Below are 24,346 nucleotides of genomic sequence, written 5' to 3'. Positions count from 1 at the left end.
CCGATATGGAACTCGAGCATCGGCCCGTGCTGCTGGCGCCGACGGTGGACGCGTTGTTGTTGCCGGATTTCGGCACCCGCAAAGCCGCCGGCCGCGGCCAGGACGATGCCGGCGAGGCGCGGCGCCGATCGGGCGGCGTCTATGTCGATGGCACGTTCGGACGTGGCGGGCATTCCGGCGCACTGCTGGCGCGCCTTTCGCCCGATGCAAGGCTGGTGGTGTTCGACAAGGATCCCAGCGCGATCGCGGTGGCGCGGCAGTTGGCCGCCGCCGATGCCCGCGTGGCGGTCGTGCATGGCGGCTTCGCCACCATGCGCGAAGCGCTGAACGACCTGGGCGTGGAATTGGTGGACGGCGTCATGCTGGATCTGGGGGTGTCGTCGCCCCAGATCGATGATGCCGGGCGTGGGTTTTCCTTCATGCGCGAAGGCCCGCTGGATATGCGCATGGATACGACGCGCGGCCCCACGGCCGCCGAATGGCTGGCCGAGGCCGGTGTGGATGAGATGCGGGAGGTCATTGCGGAATATGGCGAAGAACGGTTTGCTTTTCAGATTGCAAAAACGATTGCAGCTCGCCGCGCAACAGGGCCGCTGCGCACCACGCTCGAGCTTGCCGAGCTCGTCGCAGGCGCCGTCCGCACGCGCGAAAAGGGGCAGCATCCGGCCACGCGCACCTTTCAGGCTTTACGGATTTACCTCAATAGGGAACTCGAAGAGCTCTCACGCGCCCTCGCGTCAGCTTTAGATCTGCTCGCGCCGATGGGGAGGTTGGCGGTGATCAGTTTCCACTCGCTCGAAGACCGTATGGTCAAGCAGTTCATCGCGGCCGCCGCCAGGCCGGGAGCGGCGCATTCCCGCCTGCCGTTGCGCGAGAGCGAAATGCCGCAGCCCCTGTTGCGCAGCCTGGGCCGCGTGCTGGCCGAGCCCGATGAAGTGGCCGCCAATGCGCGTTCCCGCTCGGCCATCCTGCGCGTGGCCGAACGTACCGACGTGCCGCTGCCCCAGGGCGGCGGCGCCACTTTCGTCGGCGCCGAACCGCTGTCCGCGGCGCGCGCGCGCCGTGCCGGCAAGGGGAAACGCTGATGGGCCGTATCAGCCTGCTCCTGGCCGCCGTGCTCATGTCCTGCGCCATCTCGCTGGTGACCAGCCGCTACCAGGCTCGCCAGCTGTTCATCGACTTCGACCGTTCGCAGGCCCAGGCCCGCGACCTGGACAACGACTGGCGGCGCCTGCAGCTGGACCGCGCCGAGCTGGCGCGCAACGCACGCGTCGACCGCGCCGCCCGCGACGACCTGAAAATGATCCCCATCGTGCCTGACCGGACGATCTACCTCAACCAGGCTCCGGTCCCGGGAGGCGCGCAATGAAGCGCTTGCCCTTCTTCAATAGCCCCGTGCTGCGCGGGCAATTGCCGGCCTGGCGTTCGCGCCTGGTGCTGATCCTGCTGTTCGTGGGTTTCGGCACGCTGGCCGCGCGCGCCCTGTTCCTGCAGGGCATCACCACCGAATTCCTGCAGCAGCAGGGGGAGCGGCGCTACGAGCGTACGCTGACCCTGGCCGCCACCCGCGGCAAGATCCTGGACCGCAACAATGTCGTGCTCGCTTCCAGCGTTCCGGCGCGCGCCATCTGGGCCATCCCGGACGACGCGCGCGGTGCGCCGCCGCAGCAGCTGGCCGCGCTGGGCAAGCTGCTGGACATGCCGGTGGCCGACCTGAACAAGCGCCTGGCCGATGAGGACAAGAACTTCGTGTACCTGAAGCGCCAGGTACCGATGGATGTCGCCGACAAGATCAAGCAACTGGGCGTGCCGGGCATCCATCAGCAGCCGGAAACCCGGCGCTATTACCCCGAAGGCGAGGTCATGGCCCACGTGGTGGGCTTCACCAACGTCGAAGACCAGGGGCAGGAAGGCGTCGAACTGGCCTTCAACAAGCAGCTGTCCGGCCGTCCCGGCACGCGCCGCGTCATCAAGGACCGCCTGGGCCGCGTCATTGAAGACGTGCAGGCCGTGACGGAACCCGTCAACGGCAAGGACTTGCGCCTGTCCATCGATACGCGCGTGCAGTACCTGGTGTTCAAGGCGCTCAGCGACGCGATCGCGCTGCATCACGCGCGTGGCGCGGCGGCCGTCGTGCTGGATGCGCAAACCGGCGAAATCCTGAGCATGGCCAGCCTGCCGACCTATGATCCGGGCGACCGCAGCAAGCTGGATACGGACGCGTTGCGCAACCAGGCGATCACCGACACGTTCGAACCCGGCTCGATCATGAAGCCGTTTACCGCCGCCCTGGCCCTGGACCTGGGCCGCATCACGACGTCGACCATGTTCGAAACCGGCAACGGCCATTTCCGCTACCAGGGTTCGACCATCAGCGACGTCAGCCGCAACGGCACCATCAATGTGGCCGACGTGCTGCGCCGCTCCAGCAACATTGGCATGACCCTGATTTCGGAGAAGCTGGAAGCCCGCGAAATGTGGGATCGCTTCACCGAGCTGGGCCTGGGGCAGGCGCCCCAGCTGGGCTTTCCCGGCGCCGCGCCGGGCCGCTTGCGGCCCTGGGACCGCTGGCGCCTGATCGAAAAAGCCACCATGGCCTACGGTTACGGCCTGTCGGTTTCCCTGCTGCAGATGGCGCGCGCCTACACCGTGTTCGCCCGCAACGGCGACATGGTGTCGCTGACCCTGGTCAAGCGCGATAGCGAGCCGACCAGCGTCAAGGTCTATCCGCCCAAGGTGGCCGCGATGATCCGCGGCTTCCTGGAAGCCGCCGCCGGACCGGACGGCGCCAAGCTTGCCCAAGTACAGGGCTACCGCGTGGCCGGCAAGAGCGGTACGGCGCGCAAGATCGTCGACGGCAAATACAGTACCAGCCGCTATCGCAGCTCCTTCGTCGGTTTCGCGCCGGTTTCGGACCCGCGCATCGTCGTGGCCGTCACCATCGACGAGCCGCAGACCGGCGGCTACTATGGTGGCGCGGTCGCCGCGCCGGTGTTCTCGACCATCGTCGGCGGCGCCCTGCGGCTGATGAATGTTCAACCGGACGCTCCATTCGAGTCCACCGTCGTGGCGGGCTTGCAGGAGCGGATGAGATGAACGCGACGATACTGGATACGCCCGTCACGACGCCGTCCGATGCGGACGGCGTCGTAGCATGGTTGCGAGCCCACGTCGCGGCCGGGGCGGATCTGCGGCTGGATTCGCGCGAGGTCAACGCTGGCGATGTATTCGTCGCCTGCCGTGGCCGCGCCAGCGATGGCAGCCTCTATATACAGCAGGCCATCGCGCGAGGCGCGGCCGCCATCCTGGTCGAAGGACCGCGGGCGCCGCTACCCGACGCCGTCGCGTCCGGCGTGGCGCTGCGGGTGGTCGATGGCCTGCGCGGCATGCTGGGCGAGCTGGCCGACATCTGGTATGGCCGGCCGTCCGCGGCCCTGGCCGTGATCGCGGTCACCGGCACCAACGGCAAGACTTCCTGCGTGCAATGGCTGGCGCATGCCTTGACGCATGCAGGCAAGCCGTGCGGCGCGATAGGCACGCTGGGCGCGACGCTGCCGGACGGCCAGGTGCTGCCCGGCAGCCTGACGACGCCCGATGTGCTGGCGCTGCATCGCCTGCTGGCGCAGATGCGGCAGGCTGGCGCCCAGCTGGTGGCGATGGAGGCTTCGTCCATCGGTATCGAGCAGGGCCGCATGGACGGCCTGCGCATCGACATCGCGGCGTTCACCAACCTGAGCCGCGATCATCTGGATTACCACGGCACCATGGCCGCGTACGAGGCCGCGAAGGCGCGCCTGTTCGCATGGCCGGGGCTGACCGGCGCCGTCGTCAATGCCGACGACGAAGCCGGCCGCCGCCTGATCGCATCGCTGGATCCCGCGCGCGTACTGACCTACGGGCTGCAATCGTCCGCCGATCTACAGGCGCGCGACCTGGCGGTGACGGGGCAGGGGCAGATTTTCACGCTCGCCACCACGCAGGGCGAAGTCCAGATCATGACCGGCCTGCTGGGCCGGCACAACGTCTCGAACCTGCTGCTGGTCGCCGGCGTGCTGCAGGCCTTGGGTTGGAGCCTGGCCGACATCGGCTGCGAGCTGGCGGCCGCCGCCCCGGTGGACGGGCGGATGGAGATCGTCACGCCGATCGCCTTGCCGGCGGCCGCGACCCCGGCCGGCGGCCCCATGGTGGTGGTCGATTATTCGCATACGCCGGACGCGCTGGAGCGCGCCCTGGCGGCCTTGCGGCCGGTCGCGCAGGCGCGCGGCGGCAGGCTGCTGTGCCTGTTCGGCTGCGGGGGTGACCGCGACGCGGGCAAGCGCCCGGTCATGGGCGCCATCGCCGCACAGGGCGCCGACTACGTCGTGCTCAGCAGTGACAATCCGCGCAGCGAGGATCCGGCCGCCATCCTGGCGCAGATACGCGCCGGCATCGCCGACGATGCCGCCGTCACCATCGAAGCGGACCGTGCCCGGGCGATCATGCAGACGGTCTGGGCCGCCCGCGTGGAAGACATCGTGCTGCTGGCGGGCAAGGGCCACGAGACGTACCAGGAAATCGACGGCGTCAAACTGCCGTTCGACGACCGCGAATGGGCGCGGCTGGCGCTGCTGCTGCCGGGCGTGTCGGCGGTGTCCACCGATACGCGCACCATCGGGCCCGGCCAGCTGTTCCTGGCCTTGGCGGGCGAGCGTTTCGACGGCCACGATTATCTGGCGCAGGCGCAGGACCAGGGTGCGGTGGCCGCGGTCGTCGCGCGCCGGGTCGACGGTGTGCGGATGCCGCAACTGGTGCTGGGCGACACCCGCGTGGCGCTGGGACGCATCGGCGCCGCGTGGCGCGCGCGTTTCGCGCTGCCGGTGATCGCGGTGGCGGGCAGCAACGGCAAGACCACCACGAAGGAAATGATCTCGGCCATCCTGGCGGACTGGCTGGGCGCCGGCCAGCGTCTCGCCAGCGCGGGCAACTACAACAACGACATCGGCCTGCCGCTCATGCTGCTCAGGCTGCGCGCCGAGCATCGCGCGGCGGTGTTCGAACTGGGCATGAACCATCCTGGCGAAATCGCGCTGCTGGCGGGGATGGCCGCGCCCACCGTGGGCCTGGTGAACAACGCGCAGCGCGAACATCAGGAATTCATGCACACGGTGCAGGCCGTCGCCGAGGAAAACGGCGCCGTGCTGGCCGCATTGCCGCGCGATGGCTATGCGGTGTATCCGGGCGACGATGCGCATACGGCGACCTGGGACGCGATGAGCGCCACGCCGCGCGTCCTGCGCTTCGGCCTGCAGGCGGGGCTGGACGTCTATGCCGAACAGATCCAGGCCGACGCCTTGGGCACCCGGTGCCAATTGGTCACACCTGCTGGCATAGCGATGCTGGAGCTGCCGGTCCCCGGCATGCACAATCTGCGCAACGCGTTGGCGGCCACCGCATGCGCGCTGGCGGTGGGAGCGCCGCTGGCATCGGTATGCGCGGGCCTGGCAGGTTTCAGCGCCGTATCCGGGCGCATGCAACGGCAGCAATTGAGTGACGGAACGCTGCTGGTCGATGACACCTACAATGCGAATCCGGACTCCGTAAGAGCAGCCATCGACGTGCTGGCGCAATTGCCGGCGCCCCGTGTCCTGGTATTGGGCGACATGGGTGAAGTCGGCGCCAACGGACCGGCGATGCATCGCGAAGTGGGCGAGTACGCGCGCGATCGCGGCATCGATCTGCTCCTAACGCTGGGGAAAGCCGCCGGTGACGCGGCGATGGCTTTCGGACCCACGGCAAGGGCCTGCGAGAGTGTGGAAGAAATTGTGACGGCGCTGCGCGGCTCGGCCGCGCGCGCCGTATTGGTAAAGGGTTCGCGCTTTATGCGCATGGAGCGGGTAGTGAAGGCGTTTTTGAGTACCGATGGACATGCGCCCCTGGGGCAGGGAGAACAGCATGCTGCTTGAGATCGCCCGCTGGCTTTCCGACGACATCCGCACCTTCGGGGTCTTTGAGTACATCACGCTGCGCGCGGTGTTCGCGTGCGCGACGGCCTTGCTCATCGGCCTGTTCTTCGGCCCGCGCGTGATCCGCAAGCTGACCGAACTCAAGATCGGCCAGGCCGTGCGTGCCTATGGCCCTCAAACGCACCTGGTCAAGACCGGCACGCCGACCATGGGCGGCGCGCTGATCCTGATCGCGATCGGCATCAGCACCCTGCTGTGGGCGGACTGGAGCAATCGTTTCGTCTGGGTGGTGCTGCTGGTCACGTTCGGCTTCGGCCTGATCGGCTGGGTGGACGACTACCGCAAGGTGGTGCATCGCAATCCGGAAGGCATGCCGGCGCGCCAGAAATTCTTCTGGCAGGCGCTGATCGGGCTGGTCGCCGCGGTCTATCTGGCCTTCGCCGTGTCCGCGCCCGCCAATACCGAGCTGTGGCCGCTGTTTCGCACGTGGGTGATGAGCGGCTTCATCATGCCGCTGCCGACGCGCGCCGACCTGATCGTGCCTTTCTTCAAGACCGTCAGCTATCCGCTGGGCGTGCTGGGCTTCGTCGCATTGACCTGGTTCGTGATCGTGGGCACCAGCAATGCGGTGAACCTGACCGACGGCCTGGACGGCCTGGCCATCATGCCCACGGTCATGGTCGGGGGCGCACTGGGCATCTTCGCCTATGTGATCGGCCGCGCGGACTATTCCAAATACCTGTTGTTCCCCTACATACCCGGCGCGGCCGAACTGCTGGTGCTATGCGCCGCGCTGGCGGGGGCGGGGCTGGCGTTTCTCTGGTTCAACGCCTATCCCGCGCAGGTCTTCATGGGCGACGTCGGCGCGCTGGCGCTGGGCGGCGCGCTGGGTACGGTGGCGGTGATCGCCCGCCAGGAAATCGTGCTGTTCATCATGGGCGGCGTTTTCGTCGTGGAAACGCTGTCGGTCATGGTGCAGGTCACCTGGTTCAAATACACCAAGCGCAAATACGGGGAAGGGCGGCGCATCTTTCGCATGGCCCCTTTGCACCATCACTTCGAAGTGGGCGGCTGGAAGGAAACCCAGGTCGTTGTCCGCTTCTGGATCATCAGCATGATGCTGGTTTTGATTGGCCTTTCGACGTTGAAATTGCGATGAGCGCGACGGATTTTTCCGACTCCGATACGCCTTGCATCCTGGTCCTCGGACTGGGAGAAACCGGTATTGCCGCCGCACGCTGGTGCGCGCGCAACGGTGCCCGGCTGCGCATCGCCGATACCCGCGAGCAGCCGGGCGGCCTGGATGCGCTGCGCGCGATTTTCGACGGCATGGCCGCGGATGAACAACCGGACTACCGCCTGGGATCCGCCAGCTTCGACGCGGCGCTGCTGGACGGCGTGACGCAAGTCGTGATCAGCCCCGGGCTGGCGCCCAACCAGGAGCCGGCGCAGGCGCTGCTGGCCGAAGCGGAAAAGCGCGGCGTCGAGGTCGTGGGCGAAATCGAATTGTTCGCCCGCGCGCTGGCCACGCTGGCGGAAAGCCGCGAATACCGGCCGCGCCTGGTGGCCGTGACCGGCACCAATGGCAAAACCACGGTCACCGCCTTGGCGCTCAGCATGATCGAGGCCGCCGGCATGACTGCTCGCGCCGCCGGCAACATCGGGCCCGCCGCGCTGACCGCGCTGATGGACGCGCTGGACAACAACAGCCTGCCGCAGGCATGGGTGCTGGAGCTGTCCAGCTTCCAGTTGCACACCACGCATACGCTGTCGGCCGACGCGGCCGTCGTATTGAACGTCACCCAGGATCACCTGGACTGGCACGGCGACATGCAGGCTTACGCGCAGGCCAAGGCGCGCCTGCTTGCCATGGCCCGCATCGCGATCGTCAATCGCGACGACCCCTTGACCGCCGGCATGGTGGAAAGCCTGGACAACCAGCGCGTGCGCAGCTTCGGCCGCGACGCGCCGGCGCTGGTCGGCGACATGGGCCTGGAGCAGGGCCAGGGCGTGGCCTGGCTGACCGCCTGCGAAGCCAGCGATTTCGATATTCCCGCCCCCGCGCCGACGCGGCGCAAGAAAGATGCGCCGCCGCCGCCCCGTCCGGCCGGCCGCCTATCCCGGCTGATGCCGGTGGATGCGCTGCGCATCCGCGGCATGCACAACGCGACCAACACGCTGGCCGCGCTGGCCCTGGGCCGCGCGCTGGATATCGGCTGGGGTCCGATGCTGCGCGCCGCCCGGGAGTACGGCGGCGAACCCAATCGCGTGGAGTTCGTGCGCCGCATCGGCGACGTGGACTTCATCAATGACAGCAAGGGCACCAACGTCGGCGCGACCGTCGCAGCGCTGGAAGGCCTGGGCCAGCCCGTCGTGCTGATCGCGGGCGGCCTGGGCAAGGGCCAGGATTTTTCGCCGCTGCTGGCGCCGGTCAAGCGTCACGCCCATGGGGTGGTGCTGATCGGCCAGGACGGTCCGGAGATCGGCAAGGCGCTGGAGAGCACCGGCGTCGCCTGCGTGCGGGCCGCCGACATGCGTGACGCGGTGCGCCAGGCGATGACGCTGGCGCAGCCCGGCGACGCCGTGTTGCTGTCGCCCGCGTGCGCCAGCATGGACATGTTTCGAAACTATGTACACCGTGGCCAGGTCTTCGCGCAGGAAGCGCAGGAACTGGCGCTGGATCGGGGAGAAGTGGCATGACGGCCTTGATGCACGCTCGCGCGCAGGGGAGCGCTTCCCTATGAGCCTGTTCGCCGACCTGACCGGCAGCGTCAACGCGGTGCGCCCCGGGCGCACCCGCATGCGCAGCTTCGACATGCCGCTGGTCATCGCCGCCGGCACGCTGCTGTCGCTGGGCCTGTTGATGGTCTATTCGGCCTCGATCGCGCTGGCGGACGGGCCCCGCTACGCCGCCTACGGCCAATACTATTTTGTCGCTCGGCATGCGGCCTTCGTCAGCGTGGGCATCGTGGCGGCCGCCTGCGCGATCACCGTGCCGATCCGCGCCTGGCAGCGCCTGGCCGTGCCGCTGTTCATCCTGTCGTTGTTCCTGCTGGCCATCGTGCTGGTGCCCGGCATCGGGCGCGAAGTGAACGGGTCGCATCGCTGGATTCCGCTGGGTCCGATCAACTTCCAGCCGTCCGAGCTGATGAAGGTTGCGGCGCTGCTGTACGCGGCCGACTATACGGTCCGCAAGCAGGAACACATGCAGAACTTCGCGCGCGGCTTCCTGCCCATGGCCTTCGCGCTGGGCGGCGTGGGCCTGTTCCTGCTGCTGGAGCCGGACCTGGGCGCCTTCATGGTGATCGTCGCCATCGCCATCGGCATCCTGTTCCTGGGCGGCATCAACGGCAAGTATTTCAGCAGCCTGCTGGGCGTGCTGGTGGGCACCTTCCTGCTGCTGATCTGGGCGTCGCCCTGGCGCCGCGCGCGCCTGTTCGCCTACCTGGATCCGTGGAACCAGGACAACGCCTATGGCAGCGCCTATCAGCTTTCGCATTCGCTGATCGCGCTGGGCCGTGGCGAATGGTTCGGCGTCGGGCTGGGCGCCAGCGTGGAAAAACTGCACTACCTGCCCGAGGCCCATACCGACTTCCTGATGGCGGTGGTGGGCGAAGAGCTGGGATTCGCCGGCGTGATGCTGGTGATCACGCTGTTCGCCATCATCGTCCTGCGCGGCTTCGAGATCGGCCGCCAGGCCATCGCGATGGAACGCACCTTCGCCGGCATGCTGGCGCAGGGCGTGGCGATCTGGTTCGGCGTGCAGGCGTTCATCAATATGGGCGTGTGCCTGGGCCTGCTGCCCACCAAGGGCCTGACCCTGCCGCTGATGAGCTACGGCGGTTCCGGCGTCGTGATGAACCTGGTGGCCCTGGCGATGCTGGTCCGCGTCGACCTGGAAAACCGCACGATGATGCGTGGAGGCCGCGTATGAATACGCCCGGCCGCACCGCGGTGATCATGGCCGGCGGCACCGGCGGGCACATCATGCCCGGCCTGGCGCTGGCGGCCGTGTTGCGCGAGCGCGGCTGGCGCGTGCTGTGGCTGGGCAATCCCGACAAGATGGAAGGCCGCCTGGTGCCGGCGCATGGCATCGAAATGGCCGAACTGCGTTTCCAGGGCCTGCGCGGCCGCGGCGTCAGCGCCTTGCTGCAGCTGCCGGCGCGCCTGTACGCCGCCACGCGGCAGGCGTGGAAGCATCTGGCCGCGGCGCGGCCGGACGTCGTGGTCGGCATGGGCGGCTATGTGGCCTTCCCGGGCGGGCTGGCGGCGGCGCTGCGTCGCGTGCCGCTGGTGGTGCACGAACAGAACGCGGTGGCCGGCACGGCGAACCGCACGCTGGCGCGGCTGGCGCGGCGCGTCCTGACCGGCTTTCCCGGCGTGCTGCCGCGTGGCGAGATGGTGGGCAACCCGGTGCGCCGCGAAGTCTGCGCCATTGCCGCGCCCGAGCAGCGCTATGCCGGCCGCACCGGCGCGCTGAACGTGCTGGTGGTCGGCGGCAGCCTGGGCGCCCAGGCCTTGAATACCGTGGTGCCGCAGGCGCTGGCCCTATTGGCCGAAGGCGCGCGTCCGCGCGTCACGCACCAGGCGGGCGAACAACATATCGATGCGCTGCGCGCGGCCTACGCCGCGGCGGGCGTGCAGGCCGACTGCCGCGCGTTCATCGACGACATGGCCGGCGCCCTGGCGGCGGCCGACGTGGTGATCTGCCGCGCGGGCGCGATGACGGTGGCGGAGATCGCCGCGGCGGGCGCCGCCGCGCTGTTCGTGCCGTTCCCGCACGCCATCGACGACCACCAGACCGCGAACGCGCGGTACCTGAGCGACGCTGGCGCCGCATGGCTGCGCCAGCAGAACGAATTGACCCCGCAATGGCTGGCGGACTGGCTGGCGCAGCGTGGCCGCGACGAGCTTCAAGCCGTCGCCGCGCGCGCGCGTACCCGCGCCATGCCGGATGCGGCCCGCCACATTGCCGACGCCTGCGAAGCAGCCGCGCTGGCGCGCGTCGATGGCGGAGTGAGACAGGCATCATGAAACATCGTATCCAACATATCCATTTCGTCGGCATCGGCGGATCCGGCATGAGCGGGATCGCCGAAGTGCTGCTGAACCTGGGCTATCGCGTCAGCGGTTCCGACCTGCACGAATCGGCGGTCACCCGGCGCCTGTCCGGCCTGGGCATGTCCATCGTCATCGGCCATTCCGCCGCGAACATCGCCGGCGCCGACGCCATCGTGACCTCGACGGCGGTGGCCGGCGACAACCCCGAAGTCATCGCCGCGCGCGCCGGCCGCATCCCGGTGGTGCCGCGCGCCATCATGCTGGCCGAGCTGATGCGCCTGAAGCGGGGCATCGCCATCGCCGGCACGCATGGCAAGACCACCACCACCAGCCTGGTGGCCAGCGTGCTGGCCGCCGGCGGTCTCGATCCCACCTTCGTGATCGGCGGCCGGCTGAACTCGGCCGGCGCCAACGCGCGGCTCGGGCAGGGCGAGTACATCGTGGTCGAAGCCGACGAATCCGACGCGTCTTTCCTGAACCTGCTGCCGGTCATGGCCATCGTGACCAATATCGACGCCGACCATATGGACACCTATGGCCATGACGTGGCGCGCCTGAAGAGCGCCTTCATCGAATTCACGCAGAAGCTGCCCTTCTACGGCAGCGCCGTGCTGTGCAGCGACGACGCCAATGTGCGCGAGATCATGCCCTTCATCTCGCGGCCGGTGACGACCTACGGGCTGGACGGCGAAGCCCAGGTGGCGGGGCGCAACGTCCGTGCGGACGGCACGCGCATGTGCTTCGACGTCCTGCGGCGCGACCGCGAGATCGAGCTGCCGCCCCTGTCGGTATGCCTGAACCTGCCCGGCCTGCATAACGTGCGCAACGCGCTGGCGGCGATCGCCGTGGCGTCCGAACTGGGCGTTCCGGACGAGGCCATCTGCAGCGCGCTGGAATCCTTCAACGGCGTCAACCGCCGATTCACGCACGTCGGCGATTTCCCCGTCAGCGCGCGGGACGGCGGCACGTTCACCGTCATCGACGACTACGGCCACCATCCGGTCGAAATGGCGGCGACGCTGGCCGCGGCCCGTGGCGCCTGGCCGGACCGCCGCATCGTCCTGGCCTTCCAGCCGCACCGCTACACCCGCACCCGCGACTGCTTCGAGGATTTCGTCCGCGTGCTGGGCACGGCCGACGCCGTGCTGCTGACCGAAGTCTATGCCGCCGGTGAAGCACCCCTGGTTGCCGCCGATGGCCGCGCCCTGGCGCGCGCGCTGCGCGTGGCGGGCAAGGTCGAGCCGGTTTTCGTCGAGGACGTCGCGGAACTGCCGCAGACCGCGCTGGACTTCGTGCGCGACGGCGACGTGGTGATCGTCATGGGTGCAGGATCGATCAGCAGGGCGCCGGCGCAGATCGGCGAACTGGCCAACGTTGCCCAGGGGCAGCGTGGCGACAGGAGGACGATGCAATGAGCCAACACGAATTCGACGCCACCGCGCGCGAAGCCAGCCTGCGCCGCGCACGCGCCGCCGCGCAAGCCGGGCCGCACGGCCATGGCCTGGGCCGGGTCGGCGTGCTGTACGGCGGCCGCTCGGCGGAGCGCGAGGTCTCCCTGATGTCGGGCCAGGGCGTCCACGAAGCGCTGTGCAGCGTGGGCGTGGACGCGCATCTGTTCGATACGGGTACGAAGAGCTTCGCCGACCTGGAAGCCGCTGGCTTCGACCGCGTCTTCATCGCGCTGCATGGCCGCTATGGTGAAGACGGCACCCTGCAGGGCGCACTGGAACTGCTGGGCATTCCCTATACGGGCAGCGGTCCCGCGGCGTCGGCCATCGCGATGGACAAGATCATGACCAAGCGGATCTGGCTGCAGCACGGGCTGCCCACGCCGGAGTTCGCCATCCTGGACGCGGATACCGATCTGCGCCGGGTGCCGGACGACCTGGGATTGCCGCTGATCATCAAGCCGCCGCATGAAGGCTCCACCGTGGGCATCACCAAGGTGCGCGGCTATTCCGACATGAAGGACGCCTACGCCGAGGCGGCGCGCTTCGACGCCGAAGTCCTGGCCGAGCAGTTCATCACCGGCCGCGAACTGACCGTCGCGCTGCTGGGCGGCGGCCGCAAGGCGCGCGCCCTGCCGGTCATCGAAATCGTCGCCCCCGACGGCAACTACGACTACGAACACAAGTACTTCTCCGACGACACGCAGTACTACTGCCCCGCCGATCTGCCGGACGCGGTGGCGCGGGAAGTGCAGCGGGTCAGCGTGGAGGCCTACCGTGCCCTGGGATGCGAAGGCTGGGGACGCGCCGACCTGATGCTGGATGCCAGCCAGCGCGTCTGGTTGCTTGAAATGAATACATCGCCGGGCATGACCGGCCATTCGCTGGTGCCGAAGGCGGCACAGGCGGCCGGCATGTCCTATCCCGAACTCTGTGTGGCAATACTGTCCGAGGCTACGTGCAAAGTGCGCAGCCCCGCCCGCAATACCTGACTGGATCATCCGTGTGGAACGACGCTCGCACCACCAACCTGATCGCCAACACGCTGGCCGTGCTGGCGGTGCTCGCCATGCTGGGGGCGGGGCTGGTGTGGCTGGCCAAGCGGCCGTATTTCGATCTGACCGCGATCGAACTGGAAGCAGCGCCGGGCTCGCAACTGCATTACGTATCGCCGGTCAGCATGCGCGCGACGATCGCGGGCGGACTGAAAGGCAATTTCTTTACCATGGACCTGGATCAGGCCCGCGAACTGTTCGAGTCGGCGCCGTGGGTGCGCCACGCCACGATACGGCGCATCTGGCCCAACGTGTTGCGGGTCAGGATAGAGGAGCAACAGCCGCTGGCGCTCTGGAACGAGAACCAGATGATCAACACCTGGGGGGAATCATTCACCGCCAACACAGGGGAGCTGGACGACGAGTCCGCGCTGCCGCACTTCTATGGTCCGGAAGGCAGCGAAAGCCTGGTCGTGCAACGGTATGCGGAACTGGCCCGGTGGTTCGCGCCGCTGGACATGCGCGTCAACGACCTGGAGCTGAGCCCGCGCTATGCGTGGCGCGTGACGCTGTCCAATGGCCTGAAGCTGGATCTGGGACGGGATCCGGGCGCCGATGCGCCGGATCCGAACGGCCCGCCCGGCGCCTTGCCGTTCGCCGCGCGCATCCAGCGTTTCGTGCAGGCCTGGCCCGCGCTGACGCAGAAGCTGGAAGGCCGCGCCATACTGCAGGCCGATTTGCGCTATCCCAACGGCTTTGCCCTGGCCCTGGCGCAGCCGCCCGAAGCCGAATCGAAAACCAAACCGAAATCCAATCCAAAAAAGCGCTAACGCCATGACCCGTGACATCAAGGACTTAATCGTCGCCCTCGATATCGGAACCAGCAAGGTGGTGGCCGTCGTCGCCGAAATCCTGCCGGAAGGCCGATTCGAGGTGCTGGGCCTGGGCCAGCATGAATCCCGCGGCATGCGCAAGGGCGTGGTCGTGAACATCGAAACCACGGTCAATTCCATCCAGCGCGCGCTGGAGGAAGCCGAGCTGATGGCCGACTGCAAGATCCGCGACGTCTATACGGGCATCGCCGGCAGCCACATCCGCAGCTTCAATTCCAGCGGCATGGTGGCGGTCAAGGACAAGGAAGTCACCGCGACCGACGTGGCGCGCGTCATCGAGACCGCCAAGGCGGTGAATATCCCCACGGATCAGCAGGTACTGCACGTGCTGACGCAGGAGTTCATCGTTGACGGTCAGGAAGACATCCGTGAGCCTATCGGCATGAGCGGCCTGCGGCTGGAAGTGCGCGTGCATATCGTGACGGGCGCCGTCAGCGCGGCGCAGAACATCGTCAAGTGCGTGCGGCGTTGCGGGCTGGAAGTGCAGGACCTGATCCTGCAGCCCCTGGCGTCCAGCCTGGCCTGCCTGACCACGGACGAAAAGGAACTGGGCGTGGTGCTGGTCGATATCGGCGGCGGCACGACCGACGTGGCGATCTTCACGGGCGGGGCCATCCGGCACACCGCGGTGATCCCGATCGCCGGCGACCAGATCACCAACGACATCGCCGCGATGCTGCGCACCCCGACGCCCGACGCCGAGGAAATCAAGCTGCGCTACGGCGTCGCCAAGCAGGTCCTGGCCAGCCCCGACGAAACCGTGGAAGTGCCCGGCCTGGGCGATCGCGGTCCGCGGCTGGTCAAGCGCCAGGCGCTGGGCGCCGTGATCGAACCGCGTATCGAGGAATTGTTCACGCTGGTGCAGCAAGTGGTGCGGGATTCCGGTTACGAGGACCTGCTGGCGTCCGGCGTCGTCCTGACCGGCGGATCCGCACAATTGCCCGGCATGGTGGAACTTGCCGAGGATGTCTTCCTCAAACCGGTGCGCGTCGCGGTACCGGAGTACGAAGGCAGCCTGGCCGACGTGATGCGCAACCCGCGCTTCGCCACGGTCATGGGACTATTGCAGGAAGCGCGCATGCAACGCATGCGCGGACGCAAGGTGGCCGCGCAAACAGGCAACTTCAAAAGCCTGCTGGCGCGGATGAAAGAGTGGTTCATGAATTGAATAGGAATCGCGCTGCCGGCGATTCCGGGGCGTGCCGAGCAATACGACGGCGCGCTGGCGGAGACGCTTCAAACCCGTGGCGGACAGCAAATGTCGGCGTCGGCTTTGAAGCGATTCACAAAAAAGGTAGTTGGGGTTTTGTTTTTTGTGATTTGCAATCAGACTTGAGGGAGTCGCATCATGAACTTTGAAATGCTCGAGAACAGCACCAAAGGGACCGTGATCAAGGTCGTTGGTGTCGGGGGCGCGGGTGGCAATGCCGTCGCGCACATGATCCGCAACGGTGTCAGCGGGGTCGATTTCATCTGCGCGAACACCGATGCGCAGGCGCTGGCCGCTACCAATGCGCCCGTGCAGATCCGCCTGGGCCGCACTGGCCTGGGCGCGGGCGCCAAGCCCGAGCAGGGCCGCGCGTCCGCCGAAACCGCGCGCGAGGAGATCCGTGCCGCGCTGAATGGCGCGCACATGGTCTTCATCACCGCCGGCATGGGCGGCGGCACGGGCACCGGCGCCGGTCCCGTGGTGGCGGAAGTCGCCAAGGAGCTCGGCATCCTGACGGTGGGCGTGGTGACCAAGCCTTTCCAGTTCGAAGGCAACAAGCGCCTGAAGATGGCCGAAGAGGGCATCAACGAGCTCGCCAAGCACGTGCATTCGCTGATCGTCGTGCTGAACGAAAACCTGTACGAACTGATGGATGAGGACGCCACGCAGGAAGACTGCTTCAAGTCGGCGGACGATATCCTGCATAACGCCTGCGCCGGCATCGCCGAAATCATCAACGTGGAAGGCAATGTCAACGTCGACTTCGAAGACGTCAAGACGATCATGGGCGAGCAGGGACAGGCCATGATGGGCACGGCAACCGCGTCGGGCGTGGACCGCGCGCGCGTGGCCGCCGAGCACGCCATCGCCTGCCCGCTGCTGGAAGGCATCGACCTGCACGGCGCGCGTGGCGTGCTGGTGAATATCACCGCCAGCCGCACCCTGAAGATGCGCGAAACGCGCGAAATCATGGAAACCATCCGCGGGTACGCTTCCGAGGATGCCACCGTGATCTTCGGTACGGCGTATGACGAGTCCATGGGCGACAGCCTGCGCGTGACCGTGGTCGCCACCGGCCTGGGCCGCACTTCCAGCCGTCCGCAACTGGTGCAGAGCCGCGGCGAAGCGCTGCGTACCGGCACCGACGACTTCCCCATGGTCGGCATGGTGGCCAACAACGGCGCGGGCCAGGGCGACTACCGCAACCTGGACATGCCGTCCGTGATGCGCAACCCGCGCACGCAGGCGTCGGCCCAGGTGCGCGCGCTGGAAAGCTCGGGCATGGATCACTTCGACATCCCGGCTTTCCTGCGCAAGCAGGCGGATTGAAGTAGACAGGCGCCTCGCCGGGCGCCGGCTGGCGGCTGCCGGCCGCTCCGGCGCGCCTCGTAGTACTCCCTCATCCCCGGCCCGCGAAAGCGGGCCGGGAAGGGAACAAATGGGTCGTTTCAGATAGTTTCAGGCTATCGAGAACGTAGGGTTGTTTGCCTTGGATAGCCGTACACCCGGGGTTACAATACTGTTCTTACAACGGCGTGGCGGATTTCTTTCCGCTAACCAAGAATCCGAATAAAGCCCATGTTTCGTCAACGCAGCATACAGAATCTCGTCAAGACCACAGGCGTCGGGGTGCATTCCGGCCGCCGGGTGGAGCTGACGCTCCGTCCCGCTGCGCCGAACACCGGGATCGTCTTTCATCGCATCGACCTGCCCGAAGTCGTCGACCTGCCCGCGCAGGCCACCGGCGTCGGCGATACGCGCATGGCTTCCGTGCTGCAGCAGGGCAATGTGCGGGTCTCCACCGTCGAGCACTTGATGTCGGCCCTGGCCGGCCTGGGTATCGACAATCTGCACGTCGACCTGACGGCGGAAGAAGTGCCCATCATGGACGGCAGCGCGGCCACGTTCGTCTACCTGCTGCGCTCGGCCGGCATCGTGGAGCAGAACGCCCCCAAGCAGTTCATCCGCGTGCTCGAGCCTATCGAGGTACGCGAAGGCGAAGGCCGCAACGAAAAATGGGCCCGGCTGGAGCCGCATGACGGCTTCGCCCTGGCCTTTTCCATCGATTTCCGGCATCCGGCCATTGATTCGACGGCCAATTTCGCCGAAGTCGACTTCGCTACCCATTCCTACACCCGCGAGATCGCCCGCGCCCGCACGTTCGGCTTCGTCAATGAAGTCGAAGCCCTGCGGTCCATGGGCCTGGCGCGCGGCGGCAGCCTGGACAACGCCATCGTCATGGACGAGTACCGGGTGTTGAACAGCGACGGTTTGCGGTATGACGACGAGTTCGTCAAGCACAAGATCCTGGACGCCATCGGCGACCTGTATCTGCTGGGCAAGCCGCTGGTTGCGCGCTATGTCGCCTGCAAGTCCGGCCATGCGCTGAACAACCAGCTGGCCCGCGCGCTGCTGGCCCAGCAGGAATCCTGGGAATTGGTCAGCTACCAGTCGCAGGCCGAAGCGCCCCAGGCATTCCGCTACGAATGGAAGTTGGCTTAGGGGTCCACCCCCGAAGCGCTGCGCGTAGGAGCCCACCCCCGAAGCGCTGCGCGCTTCCCCCTCAAGGGGGCGACGCCGACGGACCGGCGTAGCCGGATCCGTGGCGTCCTCGGTGGGGCTACATCACTTCAGGGGTTCAAAGGCCCACTTCCTGATGCCGGGGATCAACGGTGTCTATGATGCTGGAGCAGGCGCTCGATTGCGTCGGCCAGCGGACCCGGATTCAACGTTTCCCGCAAAGCCTCGAAAGCGCCTAGCGCCGTGTCGCCCAGTGGCATGACGTCCTTGGGCGCGCGTGGCGGTTTTATCCCGGCGCCGGGCAAGCCGGCTTGAACCTTCACCGCGATTTCGTTAAGGTTCCACCCTGCCGCGTGCAATGCCTGTGCGATCCGCGGCGCCATCTGGCGCAGTTTCGCGGCATGGGCGGCGCTCGGTACGGCCAATTGCAGGCGGTCGGCTTCCAGGCGCGCTACCCGGCAGACGTTCCCCAGGACGGGCGGCACCACGCTGGCCACCGTGCGCTGAATCTGCAGGTGCAGATTCGCCGTGGCCAGCACGCCGGCGCCGCGTGTGTCGTGTCCCAGCCAGCCCATGGCGGTTTTTTCACCGCGGCCAGGCTTGCGGGGGGGACGGAAGGGCGCGCGTTTGTTCATTCCGTTTGTTATTTCGCCAGGCAACAGGATTACTCGATTGAAGTTTGTCATTATGCATGCCCGGCGCGGTTCGGCGGGGCATTTCACCCTGGAAGGCGGCCGGCTGGCCTTGCTGATGAGCGGCGCGCTGCTGCTGGCGGCCCTGGCGGGCGCCCTGGTCGCACGTGGTTTCACGCCGGCCGGCGTGCTGCCCGCGGCGCGGGCCGGGACGGTCCCGCAGGATCCCCAGGCCGGCTATTCCGACGATGCCCTGCACCAGGCCCTGGCGATGCTGGCCGCCAAGGTCGGCACCATCCAGGCGCGCCTGGCCGGTGTCGACGCCTTGAGCCGCAGGCTGGCGATCGCGGCGGGGGTGCCTTTGCCGGACACGTTCGCGACGGTGGCCGACGCGGACCAGGCAATGGACAACGGCGCGGCGGGCGACGACACCGCCGCCAACGCCGCTCGCGTGGCCGCCGCCCCGCTGGACGGCCCGCCGGGGACGGCGCAGACCCTGGGCCGCGACATCGACGTCCTGGCCGACGAACTGGCCGGCCGGATGGCCGCCCTGCAGCTGTTCGACATGGCGCTGACCCGTCGCCGCGCCGATCTGGCGCGCTTGCCGTCATCGCTGCCGGTCACCGACTATCCCTATCTGAGCTCTTCGTACGGCTGGCGGCGCCATCCCGTCACCGGACGCTATCTGCGGCACGAGGGCCTGGATTTCGCCGCGCCGATGGGCACGCCCATCCTGGCCGCCGCCGGCGGCGTGGTGGTGGCGGCGGGCCGCGATGCCGGCTATGGCCAGCGGGTCGATATCGACCACGGCGATGGCCTGGTGTCGCGCTACGCGCATGCATCGGAAGTGCTGGTCAAGGCAGGGGACCTGATCCAGCGCGGAGAACTCATCGCGCGCGTCGGGTCTTCCGGCGTGTCCACGGGCCCGCACCTGCATTTCGAGATCCGCCTGGGTGGCCAGGCCATGGATCCTCGTCTGTTCCTCGGGCGTCCGCCCACCGCACCGCCCGCGCTCGCCGCGGCGACGGCCACGGTCATCCGCTGACACGGCCGGCCAGGGCGCCCAGCCCGGCCTGCCGGCCCGGGTATCGAGCCCGGCGCGGCACCGCTATGCCAGGCGGGAATGTTGCCCTCGCGGTGCGTTACACTCGATCGTTTCCCGGCGGGTTCTTCCGCCTCATCGACAACAATATTAGTCGCGTACCGACGCCCCCGAATCGGGGTGGCAGGCGCGCGCGGACACACGCATGGTTTCTCTGCTAAAAAAACTCATAGGTAGCCGCAACGACCGGCTGCTTAAGCAGTATCGCAAGGTGGTGAGCCAGATCAATGGCCTCGAATCCACCATCGCCGCGCTGTCGGACGAGCAACTCGCGGCCAAGACCCAGGAATTCCGCGCCCGCTTCCAGCAGGGCACGACGCTGGACGATCTGCTGCCCGAAGCCTTCGCCGTCGTGCGCGAAGCGGGCAAGCGGGTGTTCGGCATGCGCCATTTCGACGTGCAGATGCTCGGCGGTATCGCCCTGCACAACGGCAAGATCGCCGAAATGCGCACCGGCGAAGGCAAGACGCTCATGGCGACCCTGCCGGTGTACCTGAATGCCCTGTCCGGCAAGGGCGTGCACGTGGTGACGGTCAACGATTACCTGGCGCGCCGCGACGCCGAATGGATGGGCCGCCTGTACCGCTTCCTGGGCATGACGACGGGCGTCGTGGTGCCGCAGCAGCCGAACGAAGAGAAAAAAGCCGCCTACATCGCCGACATCACCTACGGCACGAACAACGAATTCGGCTTCGACTACCTGCGCGACAACATGGAGTATCGCGTCGAGGATCGCCGCCAGCGCAGCCTGTCGTATGCCATCGTCGACGAAGTCGACTCGATCCTGATCGATGAGGCGCGCACGCCGCTGATCATCTCCGGGCAGGCCGAAGACCATACCGAGCTGTACATCCGCATGAACGCGGTGCCGCCGCTGCTCAAGCGCATGGAATCGGAGCCCAAGCCGCAGGAACCGGAACCCGAAGGCGACTACTGGGTCGACGAAAAGAGCCAGCAGGTCCATTTGTCCGAAGCCGGGCACGAGCATGCCGAGGCCATCCTCAGCCGCGTGGGCATCCTGCCGGAAGGCGAATCGCTGTACGACCCGCGCCACATCGCGCTGATGCACCACCTGATGGTGGCCCTGCGCGCGCACACGCTGTTCTTCCGCGACCAGCAGTACGTGGTGCAGGACGGGGAAGTCGTCATCGTCGACGAGTTCACCGGCCGTCTCATGGTGGGCCGCCGCTGGTCCGACGGCCTGCACCAGGCCGTGGAAGCGAAGGAAGGCGTCAAGATCCAGCACGAGAACCAGACGCTGGCCTCGATCACCTTCCAGAACTACTTCCGCATGTACGACAAGCTGTCGGGCATGACCGGCACCGCCGACACGGAAGCCTACGAATTCCAGGAAATCTACGGGCTGGAAACGGTCATCATCCCGACCAACAAGCCCATGGTCCGCAAGGACCAGAACGACCAGGTATTCAAGACCGCGCGCGAAAAGTACGACGCCATCCTGGCCGATATCCGCGACTGCCATGAACGCGGCCAGCCGGTGCTGGTGGGTACGACCAGCATCGAGAACTCCGAGCTGCTGTCGGGACTGCTGCAACGGGCGAAGCTGCCGCACGAGGTACTCAACGCCAAGCAGCACGCGCGCGAGGCGGAAATCGTCGCCGAAGCGGGCAAGCCCGGCCACATCACCATCGCCACCAACATGGCGGGCCGCGGCACCGACATCGTGCTGGGCGGCAGCGTCGACAAGCAGATCGACCTGATCCATGCCGACGAGTCGGTGACGGAAGCGGAAAAGCAGGCGCGCATCGACAAGATCCGCACCGAGTGGAAGCCGGCCAACGAAAAGGTGAAGCAGGCGGGCGGGCTGCGCATCATCGGCACCGAGCGCCATGAATCGCGCCGTATCGACAACCAGCTGCGTGGCCGCGCCGGGCGCCAGGGCGACCCGGGCTCGTCGCGTTTTTACCTGTCGCTGGAAGATCCGCTGATGCGCATCTTCGCGGGCGACCGCGTGCGCGCCATCATGGAGCGCCTGAAGCTGCCGGAAGGCGAACCCATCGAAGCCGGCATGGTGTCGCGCTCGATCGAAACCGCGCAGCGCAAGGTCGAAGGCCGCAACTTCGACATCCGCAAGCAACTGCTCGAATACGACGACGTCGCCAACGACCAGCGCAAGGTGCTGTACACGCAGCGCAACGAAGTACTGGAAGCCGCCACGGTCGGGCCCACGGTGGAAAACCTGATCGACGGCGCCGTCGAGGAACTCGTCCGCACCTACGTGCCGGCGGAATCGGTGGAAGAACAGTGGGACGTGCCCGGCCTGCAGCGCGCGCTGGAGTCCGACTACCAGCTGTCGCTGCCCTTGACCGACATGCTGGAAAAGGAAACCAGCCTGACGGACGACGATCTGCTGGAGCGCGTCAAGGAAGCGGCCTCCGCCGCCTATCGCGCCAAGGTGGAACAGGTGGGCGCCGAAGCCTGGGGCCAGTTCGAACGCTCCATCATGCTGCAGGCCATCGACCAGCATTGGCGCGAGCACCTGTCGTCGCTGGACTATCTGCGGCAGGGCATCCACCTGCGCGGCTACGCGCAAAAGAATCCCAAGCAGGAATACAAGCGCGAGGCCTTCGAACTGTTCTCGGGCATGCTGGACCGTATCCGCGATGACGTGGTCAAGGTGCTGATGACCGTGCGCATCCAGTCGCAGGAGCAGGTGGCCGAAGCGGAAGCCGAGGCCGCGCAGCCGCACGTGCAGAACGTCCAGTACCAGCATGCCGACTACGACGAGGCGCTGGCGGCCGGCGAGGACGAGCGTCCGCAAGGCCAGCAGCCGGTGCGCAATGCGCTGCCCAAGGTCGGCCGCAACGATCCCTGCCCCTGCGGCAGCGGAAAGAAGTACAAGCAGTGCCACGGCAAGCTGGCGTAGGGACGAGGCGATGGCAACGGGCGCCGGCACGACGGAACTCGATCACGCGGTGATCATGGTGCGGGACCGTCTGGAACAGGCGGCGCCCCATTTCGAGCGCCAGGGCTACACGCTCAGCGAGACCGAGATCCACAACCTGGGCTCCTGGAATCGCCTCATGGTCCTGGAGCATTCCTATGTGGAATTGCTGGGATGGCCGCCGGGCAAGCCGCCGGCGCGCAAGGAAATCGCCGACTCCCCCTTGGGCCTGGAAGCCCTGGTGCTGCGCACCGAGGATGCCGAGGCGACCTATGAAAGGCTGCGCGCGGCCGGTTACGCGGTCAATCCCGTGCAGGTCCTGACGCGGCCGGCGCAGGTGGGCGGCAAGACCATGGAAGCCCGCTTCCACACCGTGCGGTTCGCCGAACAGCCCATCCCGGGCATCCGGTTGTATTTCTGCCGCCACCTGACGCCCGAATGCGTCTGGCAGCCCGCGTTGATGCAACACGCCAACGGGGCCCGCGCGGTCGTGGAAGTGCGCGCGCGGGCGCAGGATCCGGCCGCGCTCGCCGCGCGGTTCGCCGATGTCGCCGACAGCACCGCGCAGGCCGCGGACGGCGGCGCCTGGCTGGTGCCGCTGGGCCATGCGCGGCTGCGCATCGAGCCGGCGCAGGCGGACCAGGGTACCGCCCTGGACAGTCTGACGCTGGTCGATCGCAATGGCCGGCAAAGCGTCCTCGATACCGATTTCGACAAACAAGCCTGAGGCTGGGATTGGGCCGACGGAGCCCCCCGACTGAACACCCCGACTGAGCCCTGACAACCGCGCGCCCGCTGCGTCTCCGGGTAACTCCCATGGCGGCACAAAGTGTATACACCTTAGTATGCACTTTCCGGAATGGGTGCCTCAGGGAGTGGCATATGGCATTACCTCGCTACGCGGACCGTACCGCCGCCGGTCTTTCCGACCTGTACGACACCGTCAAGGCCATGGCGGTCCGCTTCGATTTCAAGCCCGGCCAGCGTATCAACGAGGTCGAGCTGGCGCGCCAATTGAACGTCAGCCGCACGCCCCTGCGCGAAGTCCTGAACCAATTGATGGTGGAAGGCTTCGTGATCCGGGCGGTGAATCGCGGATTCATCGGCCGCCCGCTGGACGCCAAGCAGATCCACAGCCTGTATGAATTCCGTTCCGTGCTGGAGTGCGGCATCGTGCGCGCCGCCTGCGAGCGGGCCACCGAGGAACAGCTGGATGAATTGCAGGCCGCGGTCGAGGTCTCCCGCGACGTGCCGGAGGACGCCGACGCGGTGCGCCTGCTGGCGCTGGACGAGTACTTCCACATGTCGCTGGCGCGCCTGACCGGGAATGAGGAGTTCGTGCGCAGCCTGGAAAGCGTGAATGCGCGCATCCATTTCGTCCGCTGGATAGACATGCAGCAGGGCCGCCGCAGCCATACCCAGGCCGAACACCTGCGCATCGTGCACGCGCTGCGCGCACGCGACGATGCCTTGCTGCAGGAACTGGTGTCGCGCCATATCGGGCGGCGCCTGGACCAGATCACCGATGTCATTCGTACTGGATTTTCGACGATCTATATGCGGGATCAGCTCGAAGACCAGGCCTGATCAACACAAGGGGAAAATATGAAAGAGCTCAAGAAATCCGCCTGCTTGGCG

At 67.2% G+C, this 24,346-nt stretch carries 19 protein-coding genes; 18 read left to right on the top strand and 1 reads right to left on the bottom strand.

Going from position 1 to position 24,346, the window contains the following annotated elements:
* The first annotated feature begins 5 nt into the window (after positions 1-5).
* From rsmH to lpxC, 14 genes are all read left to right on the top strand, one after another.
* Positions 6-1,085, top strand: a complete 1,080-nt coding sequence (gene rsmH, locus CAL26_RS21355; protein WP_094848733.1) for a 16S rRNA (cytosine(1402)-N(4))-methyltransferase RsmH — start codon at positions 6-8, stop codon at positions 1,083-1,085.
* Positions 1,085-1,369 (top strand): cell division protein FtsL, encoded by a 285-nt coding sequence (gene ftsL / locus CAL26_RS21350; RefSeq protein ID WP_094848732.1) that lies wholly within the window; start codon positions 1,085-1,087, stop codon positions 1,367-1,369. The genes rsmH and ftsL overlap by 1 nt, the downstream gene beginning before the upstream one ends.
* A complete protein-coding gene (locus tag CAL26_RS21345) occupies positions 1,366-3,096 on the top strand; it encodes a peptidoglycan D,D-transpeptidase FtsI family protein (protein ID WP_094848731.1) in 1,731 nt (576 codons plus the stop codon). Before ftsL ends, CAL26_RS21345 begins: the two co-directional genes overlap by 4 nt.
* Positions 3,093-5,942, top strand: a complete 2,850-nt coding sequence (gene murF / locus CAL26_RS21340; protein WP_094848730.1) for a bifunctional UDP-N-acetylmuramoyl-L-alanyl-D-glutamate--2,6-diaminopimelate ligase MurE/UDP-N-acetylmuramoyl-tripeptide--D-alanyl-D-alanine ligase MurF — start codon at positions 3,093-3,095, stop codon at positions 5,940-5,942. Before CAL26_RS21345 ends, murF begins: the two co-directional genes overlap by 4 nt.
* Positions 5,932-7,101: a phospho-N-acetylmuramoyl-pentapeptide-transferase gene (mraY, locus tag CAL26_RS21335; RefSeq protein ID WP_094848729.1), complete on the top strand. Its 1,170-nt coding sequence runs from the start codon at positions 5,932-5,934 to the stop codon at positions 7,099-7,101. Before murF ends, mraY begins: the two co-directional genes overlap by 11 nt.
* A complete protein-coding gene (murD, locus tag CAL26_RS21330; RefSeq protein WP_094848728.1) occupies positions 7,098-8,642 on the top strand; it encodes a UDP-N-acetylmuramoyl-L-alanine--D-glutamate ligase in 1,545 nt (514 codons plus the stop codon). The genes mraY and murD overlap by 4 nt, the downstream gene beginning before the upstream one ends.
* 40 nt (positions 8,643-8,682) lie before the next feature.
* A complete protein-coding gene (gene ftsW / locus CAL26_RS21325) occupies positions 8,683-9,876 on the top strand; it encodes a putative lipid II flippase FtsW (protein ID WP_094848727.1) in 1,194 nt (397 codons plus the stop codon).
* Positions 9,873-10,976, top strand: coding sequence for an undecaprenyldiphospho-muramoylpentapeptide beta-N-acetylglucosaminyltransferase (murG, locus tag CAL26_RS21320; RefSeq protein WP_094848726.1), 1,104 nt, complete (start codon positions 9,873-9,875; stop codon positions 10,974-10,976). Before ftsW ends, murG begins: the two co-directional genes overlap by 4 nt.
* The gene (murC, locus tag CAL26_RS21315; protein ID WP_094848725.1) at positions 10,973-12,418 is read left to right on the top strand and encodes a UDP-N-acetylmuramate--L-alanine ligase; all 1,446 of its coding nucleotides are present in this window, start codon (positions 10,973-10,975) and stop codon (positions 12,416-12,418) included. The genes murG and murC overlap by 4 nt, the downstream gene beginning before the upstream one ends.
* Entirely contained in the window at positions 12,415-13,443 is a 1,029-nt protein-coding gene (locus CAL26_RS21310) for a D-alanine--D-alanine ligase (protein WP_094848724.1), read from the top strand. Before murC ends, CAL26_RS21310 begins: the two co-directional genes overlap by 4 nt.
* A gap of 11 nt (positions 13,444-13,454) precedes the next feature.
* Entirely contained in the window at positions 13,455-14,276 is an 822-nt protein-coding gene (locus CAL26_RS21305) for a cell division protein FtsQ/DivIB (RefSeq protein ID WP_086066637.1), read from the top strand.
* A 4-nt stretch (positions 14,277-14,280) separates the two neighbouring features.
* Positions 14,281-15,507: a cell division protein FtsA gene (gene ftsA, locus CAL26_RS21300; RefSeq protein WP_066654970.1), complete on the top strand. Its 1,227-nt coding sequence runs from the start codon at positions 14,281-14,283 to the stop codon at positions 15,505-15,507.
* A gap of 177 nt (positions 15,508-15,684) precedes the next feature.
* Entirely contained in the window at positions 15,685-16,878 is a 1,194-nt protein-coding gene (gene ftsZ / locus CAL26_RS21295; protein WP_086066636.1) for a cell division protein FtsZ, read from the top strand.
* A 249-nt stretch (positions 16,879-17,127) separates the two neighbouring features.
* On the top strand, positions 17,128-18,051 hold the full coding sequence (gene lpxC, locus CAL26_RS21290) for a UDP-3-O-acyl-N-acetylglucosamine deacetylase (protein WP_094848723.1): 924 nt from the start codon (positions 17,128-17,130) through the stop codon (positions 18,049-18,051).
* A 164-nt stretch (positions 18,052-18,215) separates the two neighbouring features.
* On the opposite strand, the gene CAL26_RS21285 is transcribed toward lpxC, so the two are convergent.
* Positions 18,216-18,644, bottom strand: a complete 429-nt coding sequence (locus CAL26_RS21285) for a flagellar hook-length control protein FliK (protein WP_256988660.1) — start codon at positions 18,642-18,644, stop codon at positions 18,216-18,218.
* A 112-nt stretch (positions 18,645-18,756) separates the two neighbouring features.
* On the opposite strand from CAL26_RS21285, the gene CAL26_RS21280 reads away from it, so the two are divergent.
* From CAL26_RS21280 to CAL26_RS21265, 4 genes are all read left to right on the top strand, one after another.
* Complete coding sequence (locus CAL26_RS21280) at positions 18,757-19,746, top strand: M23 family metallopeptidase (RefSeq protein ID WP_094848721.1); 990 nt, start codon at positions 18,757-18,759, stop codon at positions 19,744-19,746.
* A 202-nt stretch (positions 19,747-19,948) separates the two neighbouring features.
* A complete protein-coding gene (secA, locus tag CAL26_RS21275; RefSeq protein ID WP_094848720.1) occupies positions 19,949-22,690 on the top strand; it encodes a preprotein translocase subunit SecA in 2,742 nt (913 codons plus the stop codon).
* 10 nt (positions 22,691-22,700) lie between these two features.
* Positions 22,701-23,435 (top strand): VOC family protein, encoded by a 735-nt coding sequence (locus CAL26_RS21270; protein ID WP_094848719.1) that lies wholly within the window; start codon positions 22,701-22,703, stop codon positions 23,433-23,435.
* Between the two features lie 155 nt (positions 23,436-23,590).
* Entirely contained in the window at positions 23,591-24,295 is a 705-nt protein-coding gene (locus tag CAL26_RS21265; RefSeq protein ID WP_094848718.1) for a GntR family transcriptional regulator, read from the top strand.
* The last annotated feature ends 51 nt before the right edge of the window (positions 24,296-24,346 follow it).

This window comes from Bordetella genomosp. 9, from assembly GCF_002261425.1.
In the GTDB taxonomy this organism is placed as follows: Bacteria; Pseudomonadota; Gammaproteobacteria; order Burkholderiales; family Burkholderiaceae_B; genus Bordetella_C.
This window is presented reverse-complemented; position numbering and strand designations above follow the sequence as displayed.

Coding starts and splice junctions, on each gene's coding strand:
- murD (WP_094848728.1), top strand. CDS start 7,098: ATGAGCGCGACGGATTTTTCCGACTCCGATACGCCTTGCATCCTGGTC.
- CAL26_RS21345 (WP_094848731.1), top strand. CDS start 1,366: ATGAAGCGCTTGCCCTTCTTCAATAGCCCCGTGCTGCGCGGGCAATTG.
- CAL26_RS21265 (WP_094848718.1), top strand. CDS start 23,591: ATGGCATTACCTCGCTACGCGGACCGTACCGCCGCCGGTCTTTCCGAC.
- murG (WP_094848726.1), top strand. CDS start 9,873: ATGAATACGCCCGGCCGCACCGCGGTGATCATGGCCGGCGGCACCGGC.
- CAL26_RS21280 (WP_094848721.1), top strand. CDS start 18,757: ATGCATGCCCGGCGCGGTTCGGCGGGGCATTTCACCCTGGAAGGCGGC.
- lpxC (WP_094848723.1), top strand. CDS start 17,128: ATGTTTCGTCAACGCAGCATACAGAATCTCGTCAAGACCACAGGCGTC.
- murC (WP_094848725.1), top strand. CDS start 10,973: ATGAAACATCGTATCCAACATATCCATTTCGTCGGCATCGGCGGATCC.
- ftsA (WP_066654970.1), top strand. CDS start 14,281: ATGACCCGTGACATCAAGGACTTAATCGTCGCCCTCGATATCGGAACC.
- mraY (WP_094848729.1), top strand. CDS start 5,932: ATGCTGCTTGAGATCGCCCGCTGGCTTTCCGACGACATCCGCACCTTC.
- secA (WP_094848720.1), top strand. CDS start 19,949: ATGGTTTCTCTGCTAAAAAAACTCATAGGTAGCCGCAACGACCGGCTG.
- murF (WP_094848730.1), top strand. CDS start 3,093: ATGAACGCGACGATACTGGATACGCCCGTCACGACGCCGTCCGATGCG.
- CAL26_RS21285 (WP_256988660.1), bottom strand. CDS start 18,644: ATGGGCTGGCTGGGACACGACACACGCGGCGCCGGCGTGCTGGCCACG.
- ftsW (WP_094848727.1), top strand. CDS start 8,683: ATGAGCCTGTTCGCCGACCTGACCGGCAGCGTCAACGCGGTGCGCCCC.
- CAL26_RS21310 (WP_094848724.1), top strand. CDS start 12,415: ATGAGCCAACACGAATTCGACGCCACCGCGCGCGAAGCCAGCCTGCGC.
- rsmH (WP_094848733.1), top strand. CDS start 6: ATGGAACTCGAGCATCGGCCCGTGCTGCTGGCGCCGACGGTGGACGCG.
- ftsL (WP_094848732.1), top strand. CDS start 1,085: ATGGGCCGTATCAGCCTGCTCCTGGCCGCCGTGCTCATGTCCTGCGCC.
- CAL26_RS21270 (WP_094848719.1), top strand. CDS start 22,701: ATGGCAACGGGCGCCGGCACGACGGAACTCGATCACGCGGTGATCATG.